General features: G+C 40.4%; 28 protein-coding genes and 1 riboswitch. Of the genes, 21 read left to right on the plus strand and 7 right to left on the minus strand.

The genetic code is table 11. The features are described 5' to 3' along the window. Positions 1-94 precede the first annotated feature (94 nt). On the plus strand, positions 95-589 hold the full coding sequence (locus tag SRRS_RS04440) for a MarR family winged helix-turn-helix transcriptional regulator (protein ID WP_371369713.1): 495 nt from the start codon (positions 95-97) through the stop codon (positions 587-589). Beyond that, positions 579-1,403: an arsenite methyltransferase gene (locus tag SRRS_RS04445; RefSeq protein WP_371366595.1), complete on the plus strand. Its 825-nt coding sequence runs from the start codon at positions 579-581 to the stop codon at positions 1,401-1,403. The genes SRRS_RS04440 and SRRS_RS04445 overlap by 11 nt, the downstream gene beginning before the upstream one ends. Before the next feature lie 76 nt (positions 1,404-1,479). Here the strand turns inward: SRRS_RS04445 and SRRS_RS04450 are convergent, their stop codons facing one another. Continuing rightward, on the minus strand, positions 1,480-1,977 hold the full coding sequence (locus SRRS_RS04450; RefSeq protein ID WP_371366596.1) for an N-acetyltransferase family protein: 498 nt from the start codon (positions 1,975-1,977) through the stop codon (positions 1,480-1,482). Between the two features lie 551 nt (positions 1,978-2,528). Further along, entirely contained in the window at positions 2,529-3,635 is a 1,107-nt protein-coding gene (locus SRRS_RS04455) for a DUF362 domain-containing protein (RefSeq protein WP_371366598.1), read from the minus strand. Positions 3,636-3,927: 292 nt separating this feature from the next. Between SRRS_RS04455 and SRRS_RS04460 the strand changes: the two genes are divergently transcribed. From SRRS_RS04460 to larB, 4 genes are all read left to right on the plus strand, one after another. Further along, complete coding sequence (locus SRRS_RS04460; protein ID WP_371369715.1) at positions 3,928-5,073, plus strand: aldo/keto reductase; 1,146 nt, start codon at positions 3,928-3,930, stop codon at positions 5,071-5,073. A 106-nt stretch (positions 5,074-5,179) separates the two neighbouring features. Further along, positions 5,180-6,451 carry a nickel pincer cofactor biosynthesis protein LarC gene (gene larC, locus SRRS_RS04465; protein ID WP_371366600.1) on the plus strand — a complete coding sequence of 424 codons (1,272 nt, stop codon included), beginning with the start codon at positions 5,180-5,182 and terminating at the stop codon, positions 6,449-6,451. Next, positions 6,438-7,244 carry an ATP-dependent sacrificial sulfur transferase LarE gene (larE, locus tag SRRS_RS04470; protein WP_371366602.1) on the plus strand — a complete coding sequence of 269 codons (807 nt, stop codon included), beginning with the start codon at positions 6,438-6,440 and terminating at the stop codon, positions 7,242-7,244. The genes larC and larE overlap by 14 nt, the downstream gene beginning before the upstream one ends. Positions 7,245-7,280: 36 nt before the next feature. Then, on the plus strand, positions 7,281-8,027 hold the full coding sequence (gene larB / locus SRRS_RS04475; RefSeq protein WP_371366604.1) for a nickel pincer cofactor biosynthesis protein LarB: 747 nt from the start codon (positions 7,281-7,283) through the stop codon (positions 8,025-8,027). Between the two features lie 93 nt (positions 8,028-8,120). On the opposite strand, the gene SRRS_RS04480 is transcribed toward larB, so the two are convergent. After that, positions 8,121-9,260 carry an aldo/keto reductase gene (locus SRRS_RS04480; RefSeq protein ID WP_371366606.1) on the minus strand — a complete coding sequence of 380 codons (1,140 nt, stop codon included), beginning with the start codon at positions 9,258-9,260 and terminating at the stop codon, positions 8,121-8,123. Positions 9,261-9,511: 251 nt separating this feature from the next. Between SRRS_RS04480 and SRRS_RS04485 the strand changes: the two genes are divergently transcribed. Then, positions 9,512-9,898 (plus strand): MerR family transcriptional regulator, encoded by a 387-nt coding sequence (locus SRRS_RS04485; RefSeq protein WP_371366608.1) that lies wholly within the window; start codon positions 9,512-9,514, stop codon positions 9,896-9,898. 178 nt (positions 9,899-10,076) lie between these two features. Here SRRS_RS04485 and SRRS_RS04490 read toward each other — a convergent pair whose 3' ends face one another. The 3 genes from SRRS_RS04490 to SRRS_RS04500 form a co-directional block, all read right to left on the minus strand. Then, the gene (locus tag SRRS_RS04490) at positions 10,077-10,757 is read right to left on the minus strand and encodes a TMEM165/GDT1 family protein (RefSeq protein WP_371366610.1); all 681 of its coding nucleotides are present in this window, start codon (positions 10,755-10,757) and stop codon (positions 10,077-10,079) included. A gap of 242 nt (positions 10,758-10,999) precedes the next feature. Then, a complete protein-coding gene (locus SRRS_RS04495) occupies positions 11,000-11,443 on the minus strand; it encodes a DUF2935 domain-containing protein (protein ID WP_371366612.1) in 444 nt (147 codons plus the stop codon). Further along, on the minus strand, positions 11,440-11,838 hold the full coding sequence (locus SRRS_RS04500) for a DUF2935 domain-containing protein (RefSeq protein WP_371366614.1): 399 nt from the start codon (positions 11,836-11,838) through the stop codon (positions 11,440-11,442). Before SRRS_RS04500 ends, SRRS_RS04495 begins: the two co-directional genes overlap by 4 nt. A 242-nt stretch (positions 11,839-12,080) precedes the next feature. Between SRRS_RS04500 and SRRS_RS04505 the strand changes: the two genes are divergently transcribed. The 8 genes from SRRS_RS04505 to SRRS_RS04540 all read left to right on the plus strand — a co-directional run bounded on the left by SRRS_RS04505 (position 12,081) and on the right by SRRS_RS04540 (position 19,450). After that, entirely contained in the window at positions 12,081-12,758 is a 678-nt protein-coding gene (locus tag SRRS_RS04505; RefSeq protein WP_371366615.1) for a CRISPR-associated endoribonuclease Cas6, read from the plus strand. 19 nt (positions 12,759-12,777) lie between these two features. Then, positions 12,778-14,490 (plus strand): hypothetical protein, encoded by a 1,713-nt coding sequence (locus tag SRRS_RS04510; RefSeq protein ID WP_371366617.1) that lies wholly within the window; start codon positions 12,778-12,780, stop codon positions 14,488-14,490. Between the two features lie 25 nt (positions 14,491-14,515). Continuing rightward, complete coding sequence (locus tag SRRS_RS04515) at positions 14,516-15,487, plus strand: type I CRISPR-associated protein Cas7 (protein ID WP_371366619.1); 972 nt, start codon at positions 14,516-14,518, stop codon at positions 15,485-15,487. Between the two features lie 15 nt (positions 15,488-15,502). Beyond that, on the plus strand, positions 15,503-16,264 hold the full coding sequence (gene cas5b / locus SRRS_RS04520) for a type I-B CRISPR-associated protein Cas5b (protein ID WP_371366621.1): 762 nt from the start codon (positions 15,503-15,505) through the stop codon (positions 16,262-16,264). A gap of 776 nt (positions 16,265-17,040) precedes the next feature. After that, positions 17,041-17,103, plus strand: a riboswitch (Fluoride riboswitch). 233 nt (positions 17,104-17,336) lie between these two features. After that, entirely contained in the window at positions 17,337-17,684 is a 348-nt protein-coding gene (locus SRRS_RS04525) for a DUF190 domain-containing protein (RefSeq protein WP_371366623.1), read from the plus strand. A 26-nt stretch (positions 17,685-17,710) separates the two neighbouring features. Further along, the gene (gene crcB / locus SRRS_RS04530; RefSeq protein WP_371366624.1) at positions 17,711-18,094 is read left to right on the plus strand and encodes a fluoride efflux transporter CrcB; all 384 of its coding nucleotides are present in this window, start codon (positions 17,711-17,713) and stop codon (positions 18,092-18,094) included. 206 nt (positions 18,095-18,300) lie between these two features. Next, positions 18,301-18,948 carry a trimeric intracellular cation channel family protein gene (locus SRRS_RS04535; RefSeq protein WP_371366626.1) on the plus strand — a complete coding sequence of 216 codons (648 nt, stop codon included), beginning with the start codon at positions 18,301-18,303 and terminating at the stop codon, positions 18,946-18,948. Between the two features lie 202 nt (positions 18,949-19,150). After that, entirely contained in the window at positions 19,151-19,450 is a 300-nt protein-coding gene (locus SRRS_RS04540) for a zinc-ribbon domain containing protein (RefSeq protein ID WP_371366628.1), read from the plus strand. A 183-nt stretch (positions 19,451-19,633) separates the two neighbouring features. On the opposite strand, the gene SRRS_RS04545 is transcribed toward SRRS_RS04540, so the two are convergent. Continuing rightward, on the minus strand, positions 19,634-20,341 hold the full coding sequence (locus SRRS_RS04545) for a YetF domain-containing protein (protein WP_371366630.1): 708 nt from the start codon (positions 20,339-20,341) through the stop codon (positions 19,634-19,636). Between the two features lie 68 nt (positions 20,342-20,409). On the opposite strand from SRRS_RS04545, the gene SRRS_RS04550 reads away from it, so the two are divergent. The 6 genes from SRRS_RS04550 (at position 20,410) to SRRS_RS04575 (ending at position 25,978) form a co-directional block, all read left to right on the plus strand. Next, on the plus strand, positions 20,410-20,586 hold the full coding sequence (locus SRRS_RS04550; RefSeq protein WP_371366631.1) for a hypothetical protein: 177 nt from the start codon (positions 20,410-20,412) through the stop codon (positions 20,584-20,586). A 405-nt stretch (positions 20,587-20,991) separates the two neighbouring features. Continuing rightward, positions 20,992-21,927, plus strand: a complete 936-nt coding sequence (locus SRRS_RS04555; protein ID WP_371366633.1) for a hypothetical protein — start codon at positions 20,992-20,994, stop codon at positions 21,925-21,927. A gap of 176 nt (positions 21,928-22,103) precedes the next feature. Beyond that, positions 22,104-22,577: a DUF4342 domain-containing protein gene (locus SRRS_RS04560; RefSeq protein ID WP_371366635.1), complete on the plus strand. Its 474-nt coding sequence runs from the start codon at positions 22,104-22,106 to the stop codon at positions 22,575-22,577. Positions 22,578-22,696: 119 nt separating this feature from the next. Next, positions 22,697-23,377 (plus strand): response regulator transcription factor, encoded by a 681-nt coding sequence (locus SRRS_RS04565; RefSeq protein ID WP_371366637.1) that lies wholly within the window; start codon positions 22,697-22,699, stop codon positions 23,375-23,377. Next, positions 23,358-24,887 carry a sensor histidine kinase gene (locus tag SRRS_RS04570; RefSeq protein WP_371366639.1) on the plus strand — a complete coding sequence of 510 codons (1,530 nt, stop codon included), beginning with the start codon at positions 23,358-23,360 and terminating at the stop codon, positions 24,885-24,887. Before SRRS_RS04565 ends, SRRS_RS04570 begins: the two co-directional genes overlap by 20 nt. Positions 24,888-25,021: 134 nt before the next feature. Beyond that, entirely contained in the window at positions 25,022-25,978 is a 957-nt protein-coding gene (locus SRRS_RS04575; RefSeq protein WP_371366641.1) for an ABC transporter substrate-binding protein, read from the plus strand. Position 25,979 lies beyond the last annotated feature (1 nt).

Below are 25,979 nucleotides of genomic sequence, written 5' to 3' on the forward strand. Positions count from 1 at the left end.
CTGTTTCGTAGTACAATTATTTTGGAAATATACGGAATAAAAAGAAATGTGGTAGCTGTGTGAAAAAGGAAAGCGGGTGATTGTCTTGGCAGACATGAGTAGTGCCAAAATTTTTAGGGAAATTGTTAAGACTTGCGTACGGAAGCTGGGGCTACTACAAAAGGCGGATACGGCCTGTTGTGGGATTACGGTTGCTCAATGCCACACGTTAGTGGAAATTGGCAGAACGGAAGGATTGTCGTTGAATGAGTTGTCAGAGTCTCTTACTCTTGACAAAAGTACCATGAGCCGGACCGTTGACAATCTGGTTAAAACTGGCCTGGTCGAAAGAAAAATTGATAATGCGGACAGACGATACGCTAAAATAACGCTAACCGCAAAGGGCGTTGAAATGGTTGAATCAATCAATAGCAGTATAGAGGATTACTTTGAACGTATTTTACGTTTCATTCCCCAGGAGAAGCGTGAAACCGTAGTTGAGGCTTTACCTTATCTTTTAACTGCCGTAAGAGACACAGAACTTGAATTTGCCGGACAACAAGCATGTTGTGGAACTAACCATGAAGAAGGAGGCCGTAATGATGAGTGATACTATCAGAGAGATCGTAAAGAAAAAATATGCTGAGGCTATTACCGGAAAGAAAGGATGCTGCGGTGCGGGCAGTTCCTGTTGTGATACAAGTCTTAGTAAGGCTACGCAAAAGATCACAGGCAATTTATACTCGGAAACGAATATCGAAGGTTTATCAACAGACATGATTGCGACCTCTTTTGGTTGCGGAAATCCAACGGCGCTGGCCGAACTTTACCCGGGTGAGACCGTATTAGATCTAGGCAGCGGTGCCGGGCTCGATGTCTTGCTATCTGCTAAGAGAGTAGGACCTTTCGGTAAGGCGTACGGATTAGATATGACGGACGAGATGTTGCAAGAGGCCAGAGAGAATCAGAAAAAATCAGGAATTACGAATGCCGAATTTTTAAGAGGACATATTGAAGACATACCCTTGCCTGACAACTCAGTAGATGTGATTATCTCTAATTGTGTTATTAATTTATCCGCAGATAAAGACAAAGTGCTTAAAGAATGCTTCCGGGTGTTAAAACCAGGTGGACGATTCGCTGTGTCTGATATCGTTTTAAAAAAACCTTTACCTCCCCAATTACAGCAGGATTTGACCGCATGGGCAGGGTGCATAGCCGGAGCTCTTAGTGACACTGAATATCAGAATAAGCTGGCGGCGGCCGGGTTCGAAAGTGTGGAACTCCAGGTAACTCGGGCTTATGATTTTACCGATTCCGAGTCTGAACTGTTTTCGAAGTTATCGAAAGAAGAATTAACTAAGTTAGAGGGAGCAGTGGTAAGTTCATTTATCAGAGCGCGTAAGCCTAAAACAGCTCGATAATTCGGCGTTACATTCCGCCTGTTCCTGCTGTAGCTCCTGTATGAGGCTGGAGTTGGAATAATCTGTACTACGTAGATCAGTTAATTATTTTCTGGTAGGCAACAACATCAAGCAATTGCCCGAATTTTTGTCCCACCTCTTTATAGTGGGCACATTGGCTGTACCCATTCTTTTCAAATAACCTTATGCTTGCTTCATTTTGTCCGCATATGGTAGCTACAAGTACGTGCAGCTTTTGTCTCTTTGCATATTCTTCAATATAACTTATTGCCATGCTGCCGAGACCTTGGCCTGTACACGTTGGTTTCAAATAAACTGTTATTTCGGCAGTGCCATCGTATGCTTCTCTATTTTTATGTTGAGCTATAAGAACATAACCACAGACACCCGCATCTGCGCATATTACAAATGTCTTGTATTTTTCGCCATCAAAGAAAACTAGTTTTCTCATCTCTTGTCGTGTCAGTGGTCGCGCATGAAATGTCGCGGAGGTATGTAAGACATAGTGGGTATAAATTTGCAGCACCTCATCGAGATATTTGTCATTCATTTCATGAAAACAATATTTTTCCATGCAAGATTCCTCCTTAAAAATATTTTGGGTAATAAAAAAAAGCACCGAAAAAACAACGGTGCTTTGAACGTCTTTGGTCAATCAACCGAATCCTAACTATTACTAAAATTATATCACGTCGGAATAAAAAACAAAACCCATAATCTTGCATTAATAATCTGAGAACGAGCTAGCCATTTATGTTAGGTGCCAGGGTGTATGCCTTTTTATAGGTATACACCCTGCTTCTTTTTATTGTTGTGCTTTTTTGGAAGTATTTTTTACGCCTCCAGAAAAACGGTCGATAGGCAAGTTGAGACTTGGTCATTCCGTTCTGTCTGTGTGAAATTGACAGGGCGGAAGACTGTAGTCCACAATGTTTTGTGCTTCGTGTGCATATTGTTCGTCTGTCATTGTATAGAAGATGTCGGCAAAGTAATTTGAGTATATACTATGAAAGAATAATATCACTCCCGCAATGATTATTGCTGTAATGATTTTTTTTGTTTTTCTTTTCATCCATACTCTCCATTCTCTTTGACGATATCGGCTTGCCTTGTCCGTCTATATCACTACAGGACGACTAATTCATAATCGCGGCTGCCCATACCAATTTCTTCGCCGTATTGTAATTGAATAGTGCCGTCGATATAGGAACGCAAACCCTGGAACTTATCTGCACCAGTCTCATGATTGCAAGAAAGAAGGGAAGCAGAGAAGCCAAGCTGGTTATTTACTAGATCATAACTTGCCTGATCAATAGCTACAGGATCTGTGGAAGCTAAAAAACCGATATCGGGAACAATAGGGGCATCGCTCCAGGGCACACAATCACAATCAGGCGTGATATTTAGTAGAAAGTTGATATAACCGATACGCTTCGCATGTGCTTTGGCAAATCCATATCCGTATTCGGTCATTCGTTCAAGCATAGTGGGTAGATCGGTATTCCAATCCATGCCGGTGGCCTTTACCGGACAAACGGTTAAACATTCACCGCAGCCAATGCATTTATCTAATGCTATATTTGCCTTCTTTTCGGTTACAGTAATCGCTTTTTCCGGACAAACGGCAGTGCATTTTTCACAACCTACACATTTATCTTGATCGACTACAATCTTGGTTGCGTGCTGCTCTTTTTTTCCAACCGCCGGTGCGCCACCCATAGCAAGATTTTTTATTGCTCCGCCGAAGCCTGCCATTTCATGCCCCTTAAAGTGAGATAATACAATTACGCTGTCGGCACTAACAATGTCTTTAGCTAGTTTTACCGTGCTAAAGTGTTTTTTATCAATCTGTACTTCTGTAATATTTTCACCGCGTAGTCCATCGGCTATAATAACGGGTGCCCCTGTGACCGTATAATCAAAACCATGTTCCAACGCAGTCAGTAAATGATCAACTGCATTATGCCGACTTCCTGAATAGAGAGTGTTAGTATCGGTTAAAAAAGCTTTAGCACCCTGTTCCTTTATTTTATCCACTACTTGACGTACAAAAACAGGGTTAATAAAGCCATCTGATCCGCGCTCGCCGAAGTGCAATTTTATCGCGGTCAGGTCATCCTTTTGAATAAGCTCGTTCAAGCCCGCACGATCAAACAAGGTTCTAATTCTACTGATCTTATTACTCTTATCTGTTCTGGCGCGCAAATTTACAAAATATACTTTGCTGGACATGTTATCTTTCCCCTCTCTAACATTACTAATTTGTTTCCAGCTTTATGCTACAACTTTGAGTCCACTCAAAGTCAATAGGTTTTATAAATTTTAACCAAAATTAATGATAAAGAAAGGCTCCGTGCAGTTGGTATGGTCTTTGTATAGGATAGGAGTGCAGTCAACCGACTCAAAAAATACTTGACATGGACTTAACTCCAAGTGCTAGTCTATATTTCAAGGAGATAAAGTGTGGCATCCCATGGGGGATTTTTTGATTACTAGTAGAATAAGAAAGGTGGGGTTTATTTTGTTGTATAGAAAGTTTGGAAAAACAAATGAAATGGTTTCTGCTTTAGGTTTTGGCTGTATGAGACTGCCGGTTATTGACAATGATCCAACTAAAATCGATGAAGAAAAAGCAATACCTATGATCCGGCATGCGATTGATTCGGGAGTCAACTATATTGACACTGCCTATCCTTATCACGGAACCGGTTTTACCCAGGGGGGAGCAAGCGAGCCTTTTGTTGCTAAAGCTCTGAAAGACGGCTATAGGAAGAAAGTCAATGTAGCGACTAAGCTTCCGAGTTGGCTGATAAAAACAAGGGCTGATATGGATCGATATTTACATGAGCAATTGGAACGGCTTGAGACCGACGTAATTGATTTTTATTTAGTCCATTCTTTGAATGATAAAGTTTGGCCGCAGGTAAAAGAGGCCGGAGTTAAGGAGTTTTTGGATCAGGCTATTAAGGATGGCAAAATCAGATATGCCGGATTTTCCTTTCATGATCAGGGTGGATTATTCAAAGAAATAGTAGATTATTATGATTGGTCATTTTGTCAAATCCAGTATAATTACTTAGATGAAAACTACCAAGCGGGAAAAGAAGGGCTGGAGTATGCTGCCAAGAAAGAGTTAGGCGTTGTCATTATGGAACCGCTAAGAGGTGGTAACCTGACCAGACTGCCCGAAGAAGCAAAAGCTGTTATTGATCAAGCCGACGTTAAAAGAACTCCGGCGGAATGGGCATTGAGGTGGGTATGGAATCACCCTGAGGTATCAGTGGTACTCAGCGGCATGACTACCATGGATCATGTAACCGAGAATATTAAGGTGGCTCAAGAAGCTGAGGCCAATTCTTTAACAGCAAAAGAAATAGCTATTGTTGAAGCAGTGAAGAAAATTTTTAAAGAAAAAGTAAAAGTTGATTGTACAGGATGCGCTTACTGTATGCCTTGTCCCGCCGGTATTAATATCCCGATGAGTTTTTCTACCTATAATGACCATTGGGTTTTTGACGGTGCGCCGGAAGCAAAATTTATGTATGGAGCCTGGTCGAAGATGGGGGCACTTGCCTCTAAGTGTGTAGACTGTGGCAAATGTGAAAGTCATTGCCCACAGGGGCTTGAAATTCGTAAGCAATTAAAGAATGTCGTAGAATTGTTTGAATAGCTATAAGAAAGCTGCAGACATAATTAGGATGCTATTCTAATGACAAAATAGAATGATTGGTAAAATAGATACAGATGATAAAAATTATGTAATGGAGAGCTCGACAATGAAAGTGTTGTATTACGATTGTTTTTGCGGCATCAGTGGCGATATGAATCTTGGTGCCTTAGTGGATTTGGGTGTGGATGAAGCTTACCTAAGGCAGGAGTTGTCTAAGCTAAATCTGGATGCTGAATATGAGCTGCAGGTAGAAAAGGCTAACAAAAAAGGAATTAGCGGAACTAGAGTGAATGTAGTCTTAAAAAGTGTAATGCACGATAACAATCATAACCACCACCAGCACCACCATCATCATCATGAAGTTCAGACCGGTATAGAGTCTGACAATCACCATATTCATCATGAACATAGAAATTTAAAGGATATTGAAAGTATAATCATAAACAGCAGTTTAAATGAAAGGGTAAAAAAGCTAAGTTTAGCTATTTTTATGAAAGTTGCAGAGGCTGAGGCAAAGGTTCACGGAAAACCTCTATATGAAGTGCATTTTCATGAGGTTGGAGCAGTTGACTCGATTATTGATATTGTCGGAGCTGCGGTGTGTTTAGATTATTTACAAGTGGATCAGATTATGGCTTCGTCGGTTCAGCTAGGAGGAGGTTTTGTAAAATGTGCGCATGGTATCATTCCCATTCCTGCTCCGGCAACCGTTGAAATTTTAAAGAATTTTCCCGTGAAATCAGGTATAGTGCCGTTTGAGACAACGACGCCCACTGGAGCTGCGATATTGGCGGCAAATGTAAGCATGTTTACAGATCATATGGACTTTTCCATTGAAAAGATTGGTTATGGGATAGGACATAGAGAGCTTGAGATCCCCAATGTTTTACGGGTATATCTTGGTTTTAGGCAAAGAAATGATATAAAAGAAGAAAAATATATATTGGAAACCAATATTGATGATATGAACCCGGAACTATACGGTTATATAGAAGAAAAACTTTTTGCCCAGGGGGCTTTGGATGTATTTAAGACAGCAATCTCCATGAAAAAGGGCAGGGCTGCGACAAAACTTAGCGTATTGGTCGATGCCAAGCAGGAAGAAAAAGTACTTGATGTAATTTTTCGCGAGACCACTTCCATCGGCGTTAGAAAATACAGGGTTGAAAAAATTATGCTGCAAAGAGATTTCGCCAAGATTAGTACGGAGTACGGCGAGGTAACTATTAAAAATTCATATTATCAAGGCGAAAAAGTGAAGTATAAACCGGAGTATGAAGATTGCAAAAGGATAGCAAGCGAAAAAAATATACCCATTACTAAAGTATATCAAGAAGTCCAGAAAAGGATGGAGGCTAACGAACGTGATAAAAAATGAAAAATATATAAAATTGATTAATCATTTAAAAAAAATGGAAAGAGTCATCCTGGCTTTCTCCGGCGGCGTAGACAGTACTTTTTTGCTGAAAGCAGCCCAAGAAGCCTTGGGCGGTAACCTCAAAGCAGTGACTATACAATCTCCCTATATTCCCAAATGGGAAATCGAAGAGGCCAAGCAATTGGTAGCACAACTGGGGGTAACGTTTGAAATCCTGGAAGCCCCTATTATTGATGAAATCAGGCACAACCCGGAAAACAGATGTTATCTTTGTAAAAAGGCGGTATTTAGCAAGATCAAAGACATTGCGCAGCGGGAAGGCTATCCCTATGTGATCGACGGTACCAATTTTGATGATATCGGTGACTATCGGCCGGGGTTAAAGGCACTGGCAGAACTGAATATAAAAAGTCCTTTATTAGAGTGTCAATTGACAAAACAGGAAATTAGAGACTTATCTAAGGAACTGGGGCTTAACACTTGGGATAAACCGCCCTATGCCTGTTTGTTGACAAGAATACCCTATGGCAACGAACTGAAAGAAGAAGATTTCGTCAAAATAGAAAAAGCCGAAAAGTATATGATGGCCAGAGGCTTCCGGGCAGTTCGGGTTAGATGCCACGGCAATCTGGCAAGAATTGAAGTGGATAAAAAGGATAAAAGCAAGTTATTCAATGCAGAACTCCTCGAAGAAATAGCTGGTAAGCTCAAGGAATTCGGCTTTACGTATGTAACGTTAGACTTGGAAGGGTATCGGGTTGGCAGCTTTAACGAGACAAGAGAAAACAAATAGTATGGCCTATAGCTTACGCTATTGCGGGAGGCAATAATGAATAAAGCGGATATAAGAAAACTACTGGAAAAAATAAAGAATAATGAGCTGGAAGTCGAAGCAGCCCTGGGAATTCTTGAAGATTTACCTTATAAGGAATTAGGCTTTGCTAAGATCGATAATCATCGCGAGATACGGGTAGGATATCCGGAAGTAATCTATTGCGAAGGCAAGACAGTAGAACAAGTTAAAAGCATTATAGAGTTCATGCTGACTAAGGATAATAATATATTGGCAACCCGCGCTAACGAAAAGATGTACGAGGTGGTAGAATCTATCTGTGCGGATGCCAGATATAACGCCTTGGGAAGGACAATCACCATCCAAAAACGAGAGGAACCGCCTACTGACAGTTATATTGCCATTGTTGCGGCGGGAACTTCTGATCTGCCCGTGGTGGAGGAAGCAGTAGAAACAGCAAGGATTCTGGGCAATCGTGTGGAAAAAATTATTGATGTGGGAGTGGCGGGTATTCATAGACTGTTCGCTAAATTGGATATCATTCGAGGCGCCAAGGTAGTCATTGTAATTGCCGGCATGGAAGGCGCGCTGGCCAGCATTATCGGAGGGCTTGTAGATAAACCCGTTATTGCCGTTCCTACAAGTGTTGGCTATGGGGCAAACTTTGGGGGTCTTTCGGCTTTGTTATCCATGCTGAACAGTTGTGCAAGCGGTGTCAGTGTAGTTAACATCGATAATGGTTTCGGCGCTGCTTATAATGCCAGTATAATTAATAAACTATAAGAAATTTGTTACCTAGAAAAATGACAGTAATAATGCCATCAGATTTCATAGCATCTGATGGCATTATTTATTGTCTATATTTGATTTTTCATTTTACTTTGTAGGTAATGGTGGTGCAGTTTCAAATGTCTTTGAAACATCTTTTAAGTGCTCTGTTATCTTGAGATGCTGAGGACATAATTTCTCACATTGTTTACATTCTATACAATCACTCGCCTTACCGTAATTGGAAGTAAGGTTCGTATAATAAACAAACTGACTTGAAAAATTATCGCTGGTAGCACGCTTAGCGCTGTTATATAAGGCAAAGTAATCAGGAATTGCAATATTCTTAGGGCAGCCCTCTACACAATATCTGCAAGTAGTACAAGGAACAGCAGTATCATCATTGATAATATCAATTACTTGATTGATAATCTTATATTCTTCCTCGTTAAGCGGCTTAAAGTCTGTCATATATGAGGTATTATCGAGGATTTGTTCAATGGTAGACATGCCGCTGAGTACCATTATAACGCCTTCTTGACTGGCCGCGAATCTCATTGCCCAAGATGGAATGGAGGCATCGGGATTATATGCTTTCATCAGTGCTTCTGCTTTTTCAGGAACTAAGGCAAGACTTCCACCCTTGCAGGGTTCCATTACAATAATAGGTTTGTTATACTTTCTTGCCACTTCATAGCATCTTCTTGATTGAATGCCGGGATTGTCCCAGTCAATGTAATTGATTTGCAATTGAACAAAATCCAGTTCGGGATGAGCAGTTAACACTTCTTCGAGTAATTCCGGTGTGTCATGAAAAGACATGCCAACATGTTTTATTTTACCTTCTTTCTTTTTGTTCAAAACAAATCCGAAAGTATCGTATTTGCATGCTTGCTGATAGGAACTTACACCAATATTGTGAACCAGGTAATAATCAAAATAAGCAACGCCGCATTTTTCTAATTGTTCATTAAAGATTCTTTCCTGGTCTTCCACGGCTTGTAGAAGTCTGGGGGGAAGTTTTGTAGCAATGGTAAATTCAGTTCTATTATGTCTTTTAACTAAAGCTTCTCTTACAGCTTCTTCACTCTTAAAGCCATGATATACATAGGCTGTATCAAAGTAAGTAAAGCCTCTGTCTAAAAATGTATCTACCATTTTGTTTATTGTTTCTGTATCAAAAGATATTTGGTCATTTTTGTCCAGAAGTGGCAGCCTCATACATCCAAATCCCAATTTTTTTGTCATGATATTCTCCTTCTTCATTTTCAAATTGATAGTTTATTTTATATGCTACAACTTTGAGTACACTCAAAGTCAAGAGCTTTTATAAATTTTTTTACCCAAAACCACCCCGATAATCAATTGTAGAAAAGCTTGCCCGAATTGCAACCGCCAAAATCCTGGAGGGGAATGCATTTAACTGTGTCCCCAAAAAAATGCTTGACTTGGAGTTAACTCCAAGTATTATAATACCGGATAGTAGGAGGCGAAAGGGTATGACGATTACAGAAGTAAGTGAAAAATTTGATATTCCCCAGGATACACTCCGCTATTATGAACGCATTGGGCTAATTCCACGTGTAAACCGCACTAAGAGTGGAATTAGGGATTATACGGAAGAAGACTGTAAGTGGGTCGAATTTATCAAATGTATGCGCGGTGCAGGTCTTCCGATAGAAGTATTGATTGAGTATGTTGGGCTGTTTCAACAAGGTGATGGAACCATTGAGGCCAGAAAAGAACTCTTTATTGAGCAGCGTAGGCAGCTCATAGCAAAAATAGAAGATATGAAGAAAACACTGGAACGCCTTGACTATAAAATTGCGGTCTATGAACAGGGAATCGTTGAAAAAGAAAAAGCACTTAGAAGACCGGAGTATTAGTCTTTTATGACCTATTACGGCAGTTTAAGTAAAAACAAAAGTACCCTATAGAGCAGACAATAAAAGTCTGCCCTATAGGGTACTTTGTATATAGAGGATCAACTAAAAATTAGTTTAGGATATACCTATGGGACCGCTTTTATGCGGGCAGAGTGGCCTGTACGCGTTGTATGGAGACTTATTCTTCACGTACTGTTTTTTGTGGAAGTTTATCTGTGCTATTGCTTATCCTCGATACAAGGTATATCAATAAGACAGTGGTCACCAGGCCGCCGGCAATTATTTCCGGTGTTAAATATTGATTCGGTAAGTATTCGTAAAGACCAAAGAGGCCAAACAAAATAAAGATAATAGCGGCAAACCATTTAACTGTTCGCTCCGGAATTCTTTTGCCAAGGACGATACCGATGATTATGCCAATACCGTCTGCTACCATCATACCGGTAGTAGTTCCAAGCCATACCGGTAAAATTGTATTAAATTGAGCTGCCAGCGCAACGGTAGCTAATTGGGTTTTGTCTCCCATCTCAGCGATGAAAAATGCTATGGCCACAGTCCAGAAGGGACTCCGTTTGGAAGCTTTATCTTCACCATCGAGTTCGTCGCCACGTATTGTCCACAGACCGAAGATAATAAAAGATACTGCGGCGGCAATCTGGATGTAATTCATAGGGATAAAGTGGGTAAGATAGCTGCCTACAACTACGGCAAATAAATGGTTGAAAATAGTGGCAACGAATACGCCCCACATGACTGTTTGCCATTTGTACCGGGTTGCGAAGGCCATAGCCAAGAGTTGTGTTTTGTCGCCCATCTCTGCAAGAATTACAAACACAAGCGAAGTTAAAAATGCAGTCATTATGAATCCTCCTAAGTTTACTTATATATAAAAAACGAGACCTCTAGTATGACAAAAATAGCCATACTAAAGGTCTCGCTAATTGACAAATGTCAACAACAGAGCCAGATGATTTCTCATCAGTATGTTGACTCTGTTCTAAGAGCTACTCCCCTTTAGGAGTTAATTTTTTTCTTTCTATGATATAACAGACAAGCAGATATGTCAATATCACATATCTGCTTGCTCTAACAACATTACCTTTAACGATATTCAGAGTCACAGCCAATGATTTGCGGAGGCTCGCAATCATCCATTTCATCTTGAATTAATGCAAGAATCTCAAGGAAGTGCTCGGCTTCACGACGGACATGATCGGCGAGTAGTGGTGGAATGAGTGACAGCACTGAACATTGTTTGATTAACTCCTCGGCAGTTTCTTTGAAATCTCGCAATTCTTCCATTGAATTAGTTACTTCTGTTTGAAAACGCTTAAAATCATTGTTGGGGCGGAAGTGCCAAAGCATACTGTCAAAATCACGTGCATGCAACTGCAGCTGGTCAAATTTATTGCTAAGGGTATCAGTGGTAGTTAAGACTTCGCGTTCAGATGGATCGAGCAGGCCACGAATAAACTTGATATGGTCGGCCATAATTCTGAGCCAAAATACGTTTTCACTTACTATTGCGTCAACGGGATATTTCATATCGCCGCACTTAATTTTTCTAGTATCTTATGGAAATACATAGCTTCCCGGGAAATATGATCAATAAGAAGAGGATAGTTAGCACCGCCACGGATTCTGCATTCAATCAGCAAGTGCAGCAGATGTCTTTTGAAACAAAAAATTCTTTTAACAGCTACCATTACGTGTTCGATAAAACAGTTGAAATCTTCTTCACAGTCAATACGACAGGCTTTTTTTTGAAGGTCTTCGAATACGTTATAGAATTCCTGTGCTTCATTAATTAATTCAGTTTGGTCGCAGGGAAGGCCAAGTTTGATGAACAGGGAATGCTCTTTCATTATGCGGAGCCAAAATTTAACCTCGTGAATAGTGAGGGGAACAAATGGCTTAACGTCTTTACAGAAAATGTCCAAGGGTAGTCCCTCCTACTAATAACTTTTTAATACATAATATGTAAAATACATTACAATAGTTACTTTGGTAGAAGGGAGAGTGGAATAAATACTTTCGTTCTTTTTGGGGCATATTGTAACTTTATACAAAGAACAGAATATTTTAATTATTAGCAAAAGTTTGGTGGATATGGGAATGTAGGCAGGAATATTAGGATTTTGGAATGAACTGGGTATAGAACAAAAGAGGAGGGGGTGAAAATTTGCGTTACCATGAGTTAATAGCTACTATTTTGTTACAAGAAGACGTAGAAGCAATGCAAGGGTATGAATATTTGGCAAAAATGATTGCCCGGGCGATGCTCAATGACAACGCTCTTAAGGAACTGCACGGGCAGAAAACCTTAAAAAACTATTGTCTGTGTAACTTATATCCATGTGAAGCTGATAGGATTTACAAAAAAGGACGGGCGTATGTTTTTCATATCCGGTCTTTCAGTGCGGAATTTCTTTTGAAACTTAGATATCTGTTGCCGCAGCTTAAAACAGGTATTATTGCCACCGAACTTAAGAACTTTCAATATCGTCCTATCGCTCAGTTAAAAAGTCTTACCCCGGTAGTAGCGACGGTAAATAATAGGTCATGGACAAGGTCAAACGGACTGAAATTGTTAATGGAGAGGATACATATTAATTGCTTAAAAAAATACCGTGCCTTTATTGCTGATATGGAAGAGCCGCAGGAATTTTTTATTGAAAGTATTCAAATTATCAATGAAAAGCCAATAAAAATCCCTTATAAATCTAACTCTTTTTTAGGACACAAGCTAATTATAGGGGTGAAAAGTGATCCGGTTTCGCAAAAATTGGCGTTTGCCGCCCTTGGCGCCGGGTTATTAGAGAAAAACTCCATCGGTATGGGCTACTGCATTTACGAGTAGATATAAAGGCGGTGAAAGAATGATTCTAGACTTGCTTGATGTCTATCGAAAAAATGCGGTCGGTGACAGCTTGGTGACAGAGAACTACCAGCTTAGAGAAGGTTTGTACTTTAGACTGTATGGTTATCATAAAAATCCGGACATTCTGCATATAGAAAAAAGAGGTTCCTATAGCGGAGAACTCTGGGAGTTTATTAGAACAGCCGATTTCTATAGCCAACTGGTAGATATGAATAAGTCGGTTGATCCCAAAAAGCAGATTCATAGCAATAATATTTATTCAATCGCCTTTAAAGCCGCTTTATTGACAGAAGGCGCTAATGCAGAAGAAAATTTTAAAGTTAGTGTCATTAGATATTATCAGGCTTTGTATTCTGCTCAAACAAATGATGCCAAGCTAGTAAGCAATTATCAATTTACGTCTCCTGATGATCAAATAGTAACGCATAATCAGGAATATGTAGTAAGCCTGATTCCCTATCTTAAGAAACAGATTTCTAAGTGTAAAATAAGCAGCAATGTTTATATTAAACTCTATTTCGTGGCAGATATTGCCGAGTATATTCAAGAAAGCAAACGATATTTGATCCCGAAAATTTTCAATAGAAATGAATATAATGTAGATATTGCCGGTAAACTTTACGGCTTGTCAAATTGCAACATGGGAATGAATGCGAAAAAGCCTTATTTAGAGCATAAAACAACAGCATTTCGCGTACCATTCCGATTAACTATAGATGATGCGCTCGAAGCAAAAAATATGCTTACTTGGTTGGATAGTCAGCAGGATGCGGAAGGGAAACCGTTGGTGGAAAGGTATTTGCCCATTCATACAGGCAATGAATTTTCATCGATAAAGTTCAATTCCCAACCACGTAATGTCCACTACTTGCATTTGGAACGGGGCAAGCAGCCGGTTATTGATGAATACGACTTTTTGCCAGGTATGATAAGTGAATTAGTTCCGCCGCTAGAATTGGAAAATTTTTTGATGCTGGATAATAGTAGCCCGGAAACTGTTCATAGGCTGGTGGATCTGGAAAGTATCGTAGATGATTGGTTGTTCAATAAAAATTTGATAAGAAATTATTTTAGTCAAGCACCTCGACCGAATAATTGGTTTTCCAGTTCTCAGGTAAATTTGTTGATTCGCTACAAGGAAGCATTGCGTAATTATTTTCGTAAAGGTGATAAGCAGGGTTTTGTCAGTTGTATTGACAGGCTGTCGCGAAGCATGCTGAAAGAAATGTTGCTTACTGAGTCTTATAAAAGAGTAGAGCATACTAAAATAGCATTAGGTCTTAACCTACGCCTTTCGCTGCTTAAATATTGCAACATAAAGGAGAAGAACGGAATGGGTGACCGGTTAAGATCTTTAGCAGAGGGTCTTAAAGATAAGTTGAGTGTCTGTAAGACTGATGAGAACATTGTCTGCGAAAATGATCAGGAGTTTTATTATTATGCCGGACAAATAGTGCGCTATCTTGTTTCGGTTAGTCAGGCGCAAAACCGGACTTATGCTATTATTGATCAGGTAACAGATGCCAGAGATGTTGACAGGTTTAAACAGGAAATTGTTAAATTGCATAAAAAGTATAGTTATTTATTGAGTCTGGAAAGTGATCGCTATAACAGAATATTGGCTGCAGTTATGGCTTATGATGGTGTAACCGATGAAATAACCGGCTTTGATCTGTTTTTAGCTGGAGTAGCCTCCAAAAATATGATTTGATGTAAAGAATGAGGAGAGTTAGTCAATGAAAATGAATAATCGTGTTTATGGTGTTGTGGCAATCCGTAGCATTATGGCCAACTGGAATGCTGATTTCAGCGCCAGACCGAAAAGCATTTCCAACGGCACTATCTTTGGCAGTGATAAAGCGTTTAAGTATCCAATTAAAAGAATGTGGTTGGCAGCGGGGGAAAAAGTTTTAGCAATAAAGTCTTACAAAATCAGCGCAAAAACTAAAAATGACGATGAGGCTGGAAAACTGCAGCCAAGGGATTTGCAGGAACGGTATGAACAAATTTTTAATACGGCTATTAATGATAAAACGTCTGCTAAGGAAGTGCTAAAAAATCTATTTTCGGCTATTGATGTTATGAATTTTGGCGTTACATTTGCTGAAAGAAAACAAAATATCAGCATAACCGGAGCCGTACAAGTCGGTCAGGGTTTTAACAAATATACAGAAACGCAGATTGAAACGCAGGAAATACTTTCACCATACCGCAACTCGAGTGAGAAGAGGGAAGACGCAACGGCTTCAACGGTTGGAAGCAAGATAGTAACAGATGAAGCTCATTATTTTTACCCGGTTGCAGTAAACCCAGGCAATTATCTGGAATACCTGGACCTAGATATAGAAAGCTTTGAAGGCTATACTAAGGAAGCCTACAATAAGTTTAAGCAAGGCTGTTTGGTAGCGGCAACTGCTTTTCATACCAACAGTAAGAACGGTAGTGAGAATGAGTTTGCTTTATTTGTCACCTGCAAAGAAAACAGTGAGTTGTACTTGCCAAATCTGGATCGGTATGTCGAATTTAGTAAGAAAAATGGCCGTAATACGATTAGTTTAGTTAAGGTCGCCGATTTGCTCAAGGGATTAGAGGTAAATATTGATAATATTGAAGTTTACTACAATCCCGTGGATACTGATATTGAGTTTGGCAGTTTATCGTGCAAGAAGTTTGATTTGTTTGGGCGGGCAATAGCCAAGAAAAGTTAAGGGTGCGAGGCATAGATGAATAAAATCAAAGCTGTAAAGTTCAGATTATCAGGAGATGCAGCCTGCTTTCGCAAGCCGGATGTAAATGAGAAAGTATATTTTACCTATAATAACATCCACCGGATAGCCTTGTTAGGTTTATTGGGTGCTATACTGGGGTTGAGCGGCTACCGGGAAAACAGGCTATATGGTGAACATAAGAAGACTTTTCCGGAATTCTATGCAAGGCTCACAGGAATTAAGCTGGCAATAGTACCGGAAGCGGAACGGGGTTATTTTGCCAAGAAAGTTCAATACTTTAATAACAGCAGTGGCCATGCTTCCAGAGAAGCTGGCGGAAATTTGCAGGTGTATGAACAATGGTTGGAAAATCCCGCCTGGACAATATATCTTATAAGAGGAGATATTGAGCAAGAGTTAGGGGACAAGCTTTTAGCTTATCTAACCGGACAACGGTGTGTCTATATACCCTATCTTGGGAAAAATGATTTTCCGGCCGCAATTACTAATGTAGAATGTTGCGATTTAGTATCTATGGAACGCGCTGGATTGCAATTTATAAATTCGTTATTCGCCGGTGATTTGGATGCAATCGACGATTCGCAAACTTTTGCGGATAGACCAGCTTACATATTTGCCGAGCGTGCTCCGGTAGCGTTGCAGCCAGACCATAACTTTTATATATTTGATCAACTGTTCTTTACCAACTGCGCTGTAAAACAAGTTAAAAATGGTGATTTGCTGCAGGATGGCAATAGGATATTATACTTTTTCTAATCGGGAGCATTTTGCCTGTCTTATCAGCAGGGTTTGTTGGGAAGGGCGGCGAAAGGCTTGTAAATAGTAATTTTGTGATTGGATCATTAGATGTATTGAATATGCTTTTTCTACGCAGGGCAGAAAGCAAGCTCTGGGTAACCTGCACATTAGATGTATTGAAATGCATCAGTCAATGTGTATCTAACCCGTCAGTTTATTTTGGGTAACCGATACATTAGATGTATTAATCTGACACAGTATATCAATAGCGGAGGTGTGCAACCCGAAACATTGGATGTATTGAAATAAGTTACTATTTGCGCCAGCCAAGGCGAAACTAGACGGGCAACCGAAACATTAGATGTATTGAAGTAAACTATGAATTTTTTTGCTAAGATAAATATTTGTGCGATCAACTGTTCCTCAATGGTAATATGGTGCATACATTATTACCGAAGGAACAGTCTTATTTTTGAAGAAAAAACTAAGTTAACAGCAAGAGGCTACATAACTAGGTTTTAATAGACTGAAGATTGAAAAACAAGGTCGGTTGTTGTATACTAAAGTTAACAGAACTAATTAAATAAGGAGGTGTACGCAATGATTACTGGGATAGCGATAACGTTGTCAGCCTGCGTTATTTTCTTAGTTCTAGTAATCAAAGTTGAAGCTTATTTAGAGAATAAACATAGATGTTTGTAGAAAAACTTATAAGAGCCTTCGGGCTCTTTTTTTGTTTTTTATCTGCACATTGACTTCAGGCTATTTTTACTGCTATAATTTACCTATAATTGAGTGCTTTGGGCGATGGAGTTCGCCGCAAATTTGCTATAAGCAATGATGACTCCTACCAGTGATGGTAGGAGTTTGTTGTTTTGCTTTTGAATGCATAGAGTAAAAGTCTTCCTACCAGCATAAAGTAGACTTAGCTTCAGAGGGGGTTTAACCCCAACTGAAGGTTAGTCGCCCTTAGCCAGGGACTTAGCCGCTCTAACTCCCGCTGGAGAAGGGGGAGTTTTAGAGCGGGCTAGTCATCGGATAAAAGAAGGAAGAACGGGAGTCTATTAGAAGACTTTAAGGAGGGATCTTAATGCCGAAAATTGCAAGTCAAGCAAAACGATTACGGATTTATATCGGGGAATCAGACCGTTGGCAACACCGTTCTTTATATCATGCCCTGGTTGAAAAGGCAAAGGAATTGGATTTAGCGGGAGCTACGGTATTTCGCGGGTTAATGGGGTATGGGGCCAACAGTAGGATCCATACGGCAAGTATTGTTGACTTATCCAGCGATTTACCCATTCTTGTTGAAATTGTTGATAGTGAAGAATACATTAATAAATTTCTGCCTTTTTTAGATGAAATGATGCAGGAAGGCTTAGTTACGATAGAAGATATTGAAGTAATAAAATACGGCAAAGAACCACCGAAACGGTAGGGTTTGCAGACAAGGAAGTTGATACAGTGGAAAGCGTTCTTATAGTTGCAGTTGGAGGCGGGATCGGCTCGGTGGCAAGATACTTGGTGTCTTCGTGGGCTGCCGGCCGCTTTGGTTCTGATTTTCCCTATGGCACTTTATTTGTTAATGTTGCTGGCTGCTTCATAATTGGTTTTTTTATGGCGTTGGTTACTGAGAAGGTTGTTACCAAGCCGGAGTGGCGGCTGTTTATAACTACCGGTTTTTTGGGAGGACTAACAACGTTTTCATCTTTCAGTTATGAAACTATTAAATTACTGCAAGAGGCCGATACTGCATTTGCGGCCTATAATATTTTGGGAAATTGTATAATTGGCTTTTTTGCCACCTGGGTAGGCATTAGTTTTGCTAAGTATTTGACATTAATTTAGCAGAAGTAACTGTATTGAACTTTGCTTAAAAACATTGTATACTGTATACGTTGTTTAAATAATAATTGACGGTGTTTTCTTGAGCTGGTAAACTGAATCTTGTAGTATAAAAATCAAGGCCCCTATAACAATTTACGTTATGGGGGTTTCTGTTGCGGCTTAATTAAATAGTAGTTGCAGTCTACTTTATAGGAGAGAATTTGAAAATGACAGCTTGGAGTATATTTGAAATTATAGGAGTTATTGCTTTTGCTATCTCCGGAGCAATGGCGGGAATAAACAAAAGGCTGGATATCTTCGGTGTTCTGGTACTGGCCTTAACCACTGCGATCGGCGGTGGTATTTTAAGGGACGTAATTCTTGGAAATACTCCGCCACTGACTTTTCGTGATCCGACTTTTTTTATCGTCAGCGCTTTATCCGCTATGGGTGCTTGTTTTACCTACCGTTGGCTGGACAAATTTAAAAATACCATCCAAATATGCGATGCCATCGGCTTGGGGGCTTTTACCGCGACTAGCGCCAATCTTGCTCTGGTCCATAATTTGAGCACAGTTTTTGCTGTAACAACAGTAGCTGTTATTACTGGTATTGGCGGTGGGGTTTTACGGGATGTTTTTGTTAAGGAAATCCCGTATGTTTTCAGGCAAGAGGTTTATGCCATGACAACAATTGTAGGCGCTATCAGTTTTTTCTATTTGCAATTTTATTTTACCGGCAATATACCCTTATATGTTTGTTTTGCTGTGACTACCGGTTTACGTCTTTGTTGTATCAAATACGGCTGGAACTTTCCCGTAATTGGTATAAAGCCGGCGGGAATGGCTTCCGGTGGTCATAAATCTGGGAATTAGTAGCAATTTTACAGACTTTAAAGAATATTTTCAAAAAAATTCCGGATATGAGCTTTACTTTTATTAGGTCTTATAGTATACTTAAATAGCCCTTATAATAGAAATGGTAAATTATCATTAGTCTTCTCAAGCATTGTCGAGATGCCCAATGAGTGATTTTTAAGGACTATTGGGGTAACAAAATTTGAGGAGGCTATTTAATATGGCACAAGACAAAGAATTAACCTGCCGCGATTGCGGTGCAAACTTCGTATTCACTGCTTCGGAGCAAGATTTTTATGCAGAAAAAGGTTTCACCAACGAACCTGGCCGTTGCCCGGAATGCCGAGCAGCCCGTAAGCAACAAAACAACCGTGGCGGCCGCAGCGGCGGTTTCCAACAACGCGAAATGTTTGATGTAACTTGCTCTGCTTGTGGTGCTCAAACTCAGGTTCCTTTCCGTCCGAGCAATGACCGTCCTGTTTATTGCAGAGACTGCTTCCAAAGCAACAAAAACTACTAAGAAAAGTAACTCCCCTGCTATCGGCAGGGGAGTTTTTTTTAGTCCTGATGGAAGGCATAACTTTTGCCTGAATAAGAGCAGCGGCTTCCACTTTCGCTAAGGCTCGGCAAGCGTTGATAATATTCAAGCTGGAACTATAACGAGGAAAGGTGGAATTTGGGGGACACAAAGGCAAACGGTATGTCAAGATATAGGATCCCTCTTTTTGTCAACATACAGCTTACCATCAGGGGTGATCATGGCTAGAGTTATTTCAGCTACATTAGTAATACCGAGGGTAACTAATTGTTGATTGAGCTGCTCTGTCGTTAAACCAATCCGGGTAAGGTTTTGTTCGATGAATTTTCCGTTAATGATTAGCTCCTTACCGGTTAAATAAGAAGAGGTACTGAGGGGTTGACCAGACAAGTTCAGGTCTTTGCCTGTTACTGGCTGATATTCTTGTTTTTTCAAGATACTAAGTTGGCCGTCAGATTCTATGATTGCCAATTCCACTTCCTGAGGGTTAAAGGTTCCCTGCTCACGAAGCATTTCTAGCAGATCATTGACATTGTAGTACCGTTTTTTGAGGTTGTCTTCTAGGATATTGCCTTTGTGTATGACCATTAACGGTTCTGCCTCAATGAGTTTCCGGGCCGGTATCGATTTTAAAGACAGTAGATTTAGAGCTAAAATCCATAATGTAGCCAATACTAAGCCCACTGTGCCTTTACGCAGGCTAAACTCCGGGTCAGTAATCATTGATCCGCCAATTTGGCCGATAATTAAGCCGATTACGAAATCGTAAAAGGTAAGCTCAGATAATGTTCTTCTTCCCAATATCCGGGTGATTAATAGCAGTAACCCCAATGTAAATAGTGTACTGCCAATAACCAGTAAATCATCGTGCATTTATAATCCTCCCTACTATCAATTACTACAAAGGTTTACTTAGTATATGCGGTAAGAGAGGAACTATCATGGTGCAGATTCTTATAAATAACTATAACGAAAACACGGCTTGCGCCGAGCCTTTGGCGAAAGCAGAAAGTCGATATTGCTCTTATCCAGGCGAAAGTTATATTTTCTATCAGGATGAAAAAAACGCAGGGCCTGTTGTAGACCCTGCATTTTGTGAGCTGACCTTTATCCGATGACTAACCACCAGGCGGGATTAAACCCCAGCGGAGGTTAGTCTACTGTATCTTAACTTAAATTGAGAATTCTGTTGACTTGATATAAGAAGAATAGGTAGCCCACAATTAATACGGCGATTAGTAAACCACTAAACATTGTGGTATCCCCCTTTATTTGAAGTTTAGAATGGTCTGTACTGATGGTTATTATATAGATTAATTTTTAGAATTTCATTTGAAATTTGTTTCTTCAAGTTAATTTTCGCAATTTTACAAATAAATAATTTAGAAAAAACTGTGATGGTTTTTAGATAGGATTCAACAAATCTGTGTTTGGAATAAATTTGTCATAACAGTTTCCGTTACCTTGGTGAGGTTTTTACGTTTATAATAATGTATAAACATTAGACTTTGGAGGAACATAATGTGATTAAAATGATAAAAAAGTTAACGGGAATAGCGTTGGTTTTGGCATTGGCGATGGCAATAGGAGGGGGGACCGACAAAGCGTCCGGCTCTGTCGCCGATCCTGCTAAACAACAGGCGATCCAAGATACAGCGGCCAAGGAAAAGGCCATTATGGATGATTTTTCGGCGCTGCTTAAGAAGCAAACGGTCACAATTCCGGAAATCATTACGTTTATTGACAGCAATTTGACAGCTGTCTCTTCGGAGAATGCGGCGGCTATGCTCAGCGGTCTGGAACAAATACAAAAGGAAAGGCTGTCGCAATTTCAAGATAAATTTGCTGGTGAACAAGTGCAGCAAGTTGTGGCGAAAGGCTTTCGGCAGGGCATATCCGACAGCTACCTCCATACTGTACAAGACAAAACAGTAAAAGACTTATTGCTTGAGGTCAAGAACAGCGGCTTCAAGGTGGAAACCGCCGAAGGCATGTTTTTCCCGGTTATCGACTATTCTGCCTACAAGAAATATTGCAGTGCTATGCCTCAGGATATAGCTGCATATATCGATATCATGGCGGTGGAATCGGATAAGACACCTGTTAAGGATGCCGGACTGATGATCAGCTGGACTGAGATACTCAAACGGGCTTCAGACCAAGAACGGTTTATTAAAGAATTCGGCAACTCTGCTAAAGTGGAGGATGTGCAGGAGTTGCTCAAACGATATACTGTGTTTGCACTCTATGGAGCAAACAATACACCGTTGTTTAGTTACGAAGATAACCAAATGACCGCGGAAGCCAAGCAAGCCTATTTGTCAGCTTCCTTTACCGCAACGAACGGCAACTTTTCTAAAGTAATGAGTGATTATTTGTCCGTATTAAAGAAAAATGACTATAAATTAACGACAGAAGTACAAGAATATAGAAATAAAGCTTCGCAGGAATTTCGCTAAGACAGAATGAGTAGTAACCGGGTGCCGGCTTTCGGCTGCACTCGGTTTTTTTATGCTAACGCGAATTGAAGATTAAAATTTTAATCAAATTCTAATCTTCATTTAAAAGTTCTTTAATGGTAGGAGATTATACTTAGCTCATAGCCTAAATAATTAACTAAATGGAGGACACAGTAATGCAAAACTTGCTTGAACAAATTGAAATCATCAGAGAAAGAGCCAATGTTACCTATGCCGAAGCTAAGGAAGCACTGGAATTGTGCAATTACGATATTGTCGAGACGCTTGTGCATCTTGAGAAACAAAATAAAGTAAATACACCTTCCCAGAACGCAGATACGTCTAAAACTGTTTGGACTGCAATAAAGGATACCGCTAAATCTATCATCAGAACAGGAAACGAGTACAAATTTGTAATTAAGAAATCCGATAATATCGTAATTAATATACCGGTTTCTATTTTGGCCATAGCCATTATCCTTTTTCCGCCGATCATGATCGGTGCCGCTTTACTTGCGTTATTCACGAAACATACACTGCGGTTTGAAAAATCGGACGGCGGGGACGTTAATGTGAATGAGGCCTTAGAAAAAGTCTCTGCTGTTACCGGTGCTGTTGGTGATAAAGTAACTGCCGCCTTGAATAAGTAATCAAAATTGCGGGGAGCCATTGAGGCTCCCCGTCTTACATATTTTAGCGAAATGTTGTCAGAAGTTATTTGAAAAGTTGGTATAATAGGTATGAACGGCATCAGAATGGGAGGAACGAAATGTCAGGGGAACACATTTTGATTATCGAAGACGAAGTTAAAATCGCCCGGTTTTTAGAATTGGAACTTACTCATGAAGGCTATCTGGTAGAGCAGGCCCACGACGGCCGCGCCGGACTTGATAAAGTAATACAGGGGCAGTTTGATTTGGTAATATTGGATGTTATGCTGCCAGGGTTAAACGGCATGGAGGTGTTACGGCGTTTGCGCCAGTCGACCGATATTCCCGTTATTATGCTGACAGCAAAAGATGCTGTCACTGATAAAGTTATGGGCCTGGACATGGGAGCGGATGATTATTTGACGAAACCGTTCGCTATAGAAGAATTGCTGGCCAGACTACGGGTTGCACTTAAGAAAAGAGGGTTGACAATCGCAAAAATACAGGTTGCAATTGGTGATTTGATCATTGATAGCAGCGAGCGTTCGGTACGCCTGGACGGTGAGGGAGTAGATTTGACGAAAAAAGAATTTGATCTCTTGCATTACTTAGCAGAAAATAAAAATGTTGTTTTGTCTCGAGACAAAATTCTTGAGGCCGTTTGGGGATACGAATATCAGGGAGATACCAATGTAGTTGATGTGTATGTCCGGTATTTGCGAAGCAAAATTGATGATAAATATAACAAAAAATTTATCCATACTGTACGAGGAATAGGATATGTCCTCAGACATGAATAAGTATTGGGGTTTTATACAACGGGTAAAAAGTATAGTTTTCGGTATATGGTTTCTGATAACTCTGCCATTTTGCATCGTGGGTTTCCTCTGGTCTATCGCTGCCGGCCCGTTTCGGTACCTATGGCAGCAGATCAGCAAGCGGCTTAGAGTTTCCATTACCTTTAAAACTACAAGCATGTACGCAGTAATTTTCTCCTTGCTATTGTTCACCGGGAGTCTTGCTCTTACGGGCGTGTTTGGCTTGTTTTTGGCAATACAAACTCAGATTACCCTGGAAAACAAGGCTAAAGTAATAGCCTATGAAATAAAGCAAAATGCAGTGGTGCCGGTAGAGACGATTACGGCGTATGCCGAAATGGAGGATATCCAGCTTATATTGCTTGATAAAACTGGGAAGATCCTTTACGCTTATCCCGTGGAAGCCGTGACCAGAACTACATTGTCAGGCCGACCCTTTTTGGGTACGGGGCCTAACGGAGTACCTGGGGTTTGGTTTGATGACAGGTATCAATTTATGAATCTTAGGGTTTATCCCGAAGCTGGTAATGACGTCTATGAAATACAATTATCTCAAGCCATACATAAGGAAAAAATATATCTAGCCATATTGCTGCTGTTTTTAGGACTCTTTTCTATGTTGGCCGTATTATTTGCTGCCATTATTGGTTACTGGAATGGACGAAAAATGCTTAAGCCTATTGATAATATGACCCGCACTGCCCGCTCTATTTCTGCCAGCGATCTTCGCACACGGCTGGATGTTGTGCGTTCACATGATGAATTAAAGGAATTAGCGGAGACATTTAATCAGATGCTTGACCGTATTGAAGCATCCTACGACCAACAAAAACAATTTGTATCTGATGCGTCCCATGAACTTAGAACGCCCATTTCTGTTATTCAAGGGTACGCCAACCTATTAAGACGGTGGGGGAAAGATGACCAGGCGGTGCTGGAGGAAGCCGTAAATGCCATTGCCAGTGAAACCGAACATATGAAAGATTTAATAGAAAAGCTCTTGTTTCTTGCCAGGGCTGAACAAGCTACGCAGGCTATTGTCAAAACCACTTTTGCCATGGATGAACTAATACAGGAAGTGGTTACTGAAACGGCATTAGTAGATTCTGAGCATACCTTGGTGAAAGATGCTAATGAACCAACCGTTATTTATGCTGACAGGCAGCTAATAAAACAGGTTTTGCGTATATTTTTGGATAACAGCATTAAATACACCCCGGCCGGTGGGCAGATAACGATTAGCAACAGGCGTAGAGGCGATAAACTGCAGGTAACTGTTCAAGATACGGGGGCGGGCATAGCGCCGGAGGAATTGCCTTACATATTTGACCGATTTTACCGTTGTGACAAGTCTCGGACCCGGCAAACCGGGGGCACCGGTCTAGGTCTGGCGATTGCAAAATGGATAATAGAGAAACATGATGGGACTATTCGGGTGGATAGTACAGTTGATCAGGGAACAAGCGTTATTGTCAATTTTCCCCTAGGGTGAAAGTTTGGGGAGAAGTTTTGATAATGTCACTTGTGCGGTTTAATAATGCGATTAACAAAAGTTTTGGAGGTAAGAGCAAAGTAATTGTCGAAGTATTATGCTAAAATGACGAAATTAAGAAAAGAGGACTGAAAATGCTAAGAAAGGTCATTGTATTGTTTGTCGCTATGATGATGCTTATAGTAACAGGCTGCGGCGGCGATAAAAAAGAAACTGCTCCCCAGAAGCAAGGGCAGTTGCAAGCACTTACCATTGGACTTATGCCTGATGTTGATTCTATTCCTTTTATCATTGCCCAGGAAAAAGGTTTCTTTAAAGAAGAAGGATTGACGGTAACGCTAAAACCGTTTAAGAGCGCGATGGAGCGGGATAGTGCTCTGCAAAGCGGTAATCTTGACGGAGCTGTCTCAGATATGCTGGCCGAAACCTTTGCTAAAGCCGGTGGGTTTGATACCAAAATTACCTCACTCACTACCGGCAGTTATAAAATGGTTGCCGGCAAAAATGAGACAGCGGCTTCTATTCAGGAACTAAAAGGTAAAGATGTGGCTATTTCCAAAAATACTATTATTGATTATGTAACTGATAGGATTGCCACCGAGGGCGGTTTGTCTGCCAATGCAATTAATAAAGTAGTTATTCCGCAAATTCCTGCACGGCTGGAAATGCTGCAAAATGGTAAGATTGCCGCAGCGACTTTGCCGGAACCTATGGCAACTGTAGCAATTAAGAATGGCGCCAAACTAATTAACTCCTCGGATAAACTGGGCATTAATCCTGGTGTTATGCTGTTCACGACGAAAGCAGTAACCGAAAAGGAAAAAGAGCTGCAAGCTATGTACCGGGCTTATAATAAGGCCATCGATTATTTGGCCAAAGAACCGATGGAAAATTATATAGATTTGGTTATCGAAAAAGCCGGCTTCCCGAAAGATGTGAAGGGCACACTGGTATTGCCGAACTATAAAAAGGCCATGGCGCCAGAACAAAAAGATGTTGATGATGTCGTGAACTGGCTCTTCACTAGGCAGCTTATTCAGAGCAAATATACTTATTCTGACTTGGTTGATAACCGGTTCATCAGGCAATAAC

Source organism: Sporomusa rhizae (assembly GCF_041428845.1).
Classification (GTDB): domain Bacteria; phylum Bacillota; class Negativicutes; order Sporomusales; family Sporomusaceae; genus Sporomusa; species Sporomusa rhizae.

Bases quoted from the DNA above. Each gene is read 5' to 3' on its own strand.
- SRRS_RS04440 (WP_371369713.1), top strand. From the start codon at position 95: ATGAGTAGTGCCAAAATTTTTAGGGAAATTGTTAAGACTTGCGTACGG.
- SRRS_RS04445 (WP_371366595.1), top strand. From the start codon at position 579: ATGATGAGTGATACTATCAGAGAGATCGTAAAGAAAAAATATGCTGAG.
- SRRS_RS04450 (WP_371366596.1), bottom strand. From the start codon at position 1,977: ATGGAAAAATATTGTTTTCATGAAATGAATGACAAATATCTCGATGAG.
- SRRS_RS04455 (WP_371366598.1), bottom strand. From the start codon at position 3,635: ATGTCCAGCAAAGTATATTTTGTAAATTTGCGCGCCAGAACAGATAAG.
- larC (WP_371366600.1), top strand. From the start codon at position 5,180: ATGAAAGTGTTGTATTACGATTGTTTTTGCGGCATCAGTGGCGATATG.
- larB (WP_371366604.1), top strand. From the start codon at position 7,281: ATGAATAAAGCGGATATAAGAAAACTACTGGAAAAAATAAAGAATAAT.
- SRRS_RS04480 (WP_371366606.1), bottom strand. From the start codon at position 9,260: ATGACAAAAAAATTGGGATTTGGATGTATGAGGCTGCCACTTCTGGAC.
- SRRS_RS04485 (WP_371366608.1), top strand. From the start codon at position 9,512: ATGACGATTACAGAAGTAAGTGAAAAATTTGATATTCCCCAGGATACA.
- SRRS_RS04490 (WP_371366610.1), bottom strand. From the start codon at position 10,757: ATGACTGCATTTTTAACTTCGCTTGTGTTTGTAATTCTTGCAGAGATG.
- SRRS_RS04495 (WP_371366612.1), bottom strand. From the start codon at position 11,443: ATGAAATATCCCGTTGACGCAATAGTAAGTGAAAACGTATTTTGGCTC.
- SRRS_RS04510 (WP_371366617.1), top strand. From the start codon at position 12,778: ATGATTCTAGACTTGCTTGATGTCTATCGAAAAAATGCGGTCGGTGAC.
- SRRS_RS04515 (WP_371366619.1), top strand. From the start codon at position 14,516: ATGAAAATGAATAATCGTGTTTATGGTGTTGTGGCAATCCGTAGCATT.
- cas5b (WP_371366621.1), top strand. From the start codon at position 15,503: ATGAATAAAATCAAAGCTGTAAAGTTCAGATTATCAGGAGATGCAGCC.
- SRRS_RS04525 (WP_371366623.1), top strand. From the start codon at position 17,337: ATGCCGAAAATTGCAAGTCAAGCAAAACGATTACGGATTTATATCGGG.
- SRRS_RS04535 (WP_371366626.1), top strand. From the start codon at position 18,301: ATGACAGCTTGGAGTATATTTGAAATTATAGGAGTTATTGCTTTTGCT.
- SRRS_RS04540 (WP_371366628.1), top strand. From the start codon at position 19,151: ATGGCACAAGACAAAGAATTAACCTGCCGCGATTGCGGTGCAAACTTC.
- SRRS_RS04545 (WP_371366630.1), bottom strand. From the start codon at position 20,341: ATGCACGATGATTTACTGGTTATTGGCAGTACACTATTTACATTGGGG.
- SRRS_RS04550 (WP_371366631.1), top strand. From the start codon at position 20,410: ATGGTGCAGATTCTTATAAATAACTATAACGAAAACACGGCTTGCGCC.
- SRRS_RS04560 (WP_371366635.1), top strand. From the start codon at position 22,104: ATGCAAAACTTGCTTGAACAAATTGAAATCATCAGAGAAAGAGCCAAT.
- SRRS_RS04565 (WP_371366637.1), top strand. From the start codon at position 22,697: ATGTCAGGGGAACACATTTTGATTATCGAAGACGAAGTTAAAATCGCC.
- SRRS_RS04570 (WP_371366639.1), top strand. From the start codon at position 23,358: ATGTCCTCAGACATGAATAAGTATTGGGGTTTTATACAACGGGTAAAA.
- SRRS_RS04575 (WP_371366641.1), top strand. From the start codon at position 25,022: ATGCTAAGAAAGGTCATTGTATTGTTTGTCGCTATGATGATGCTTATA.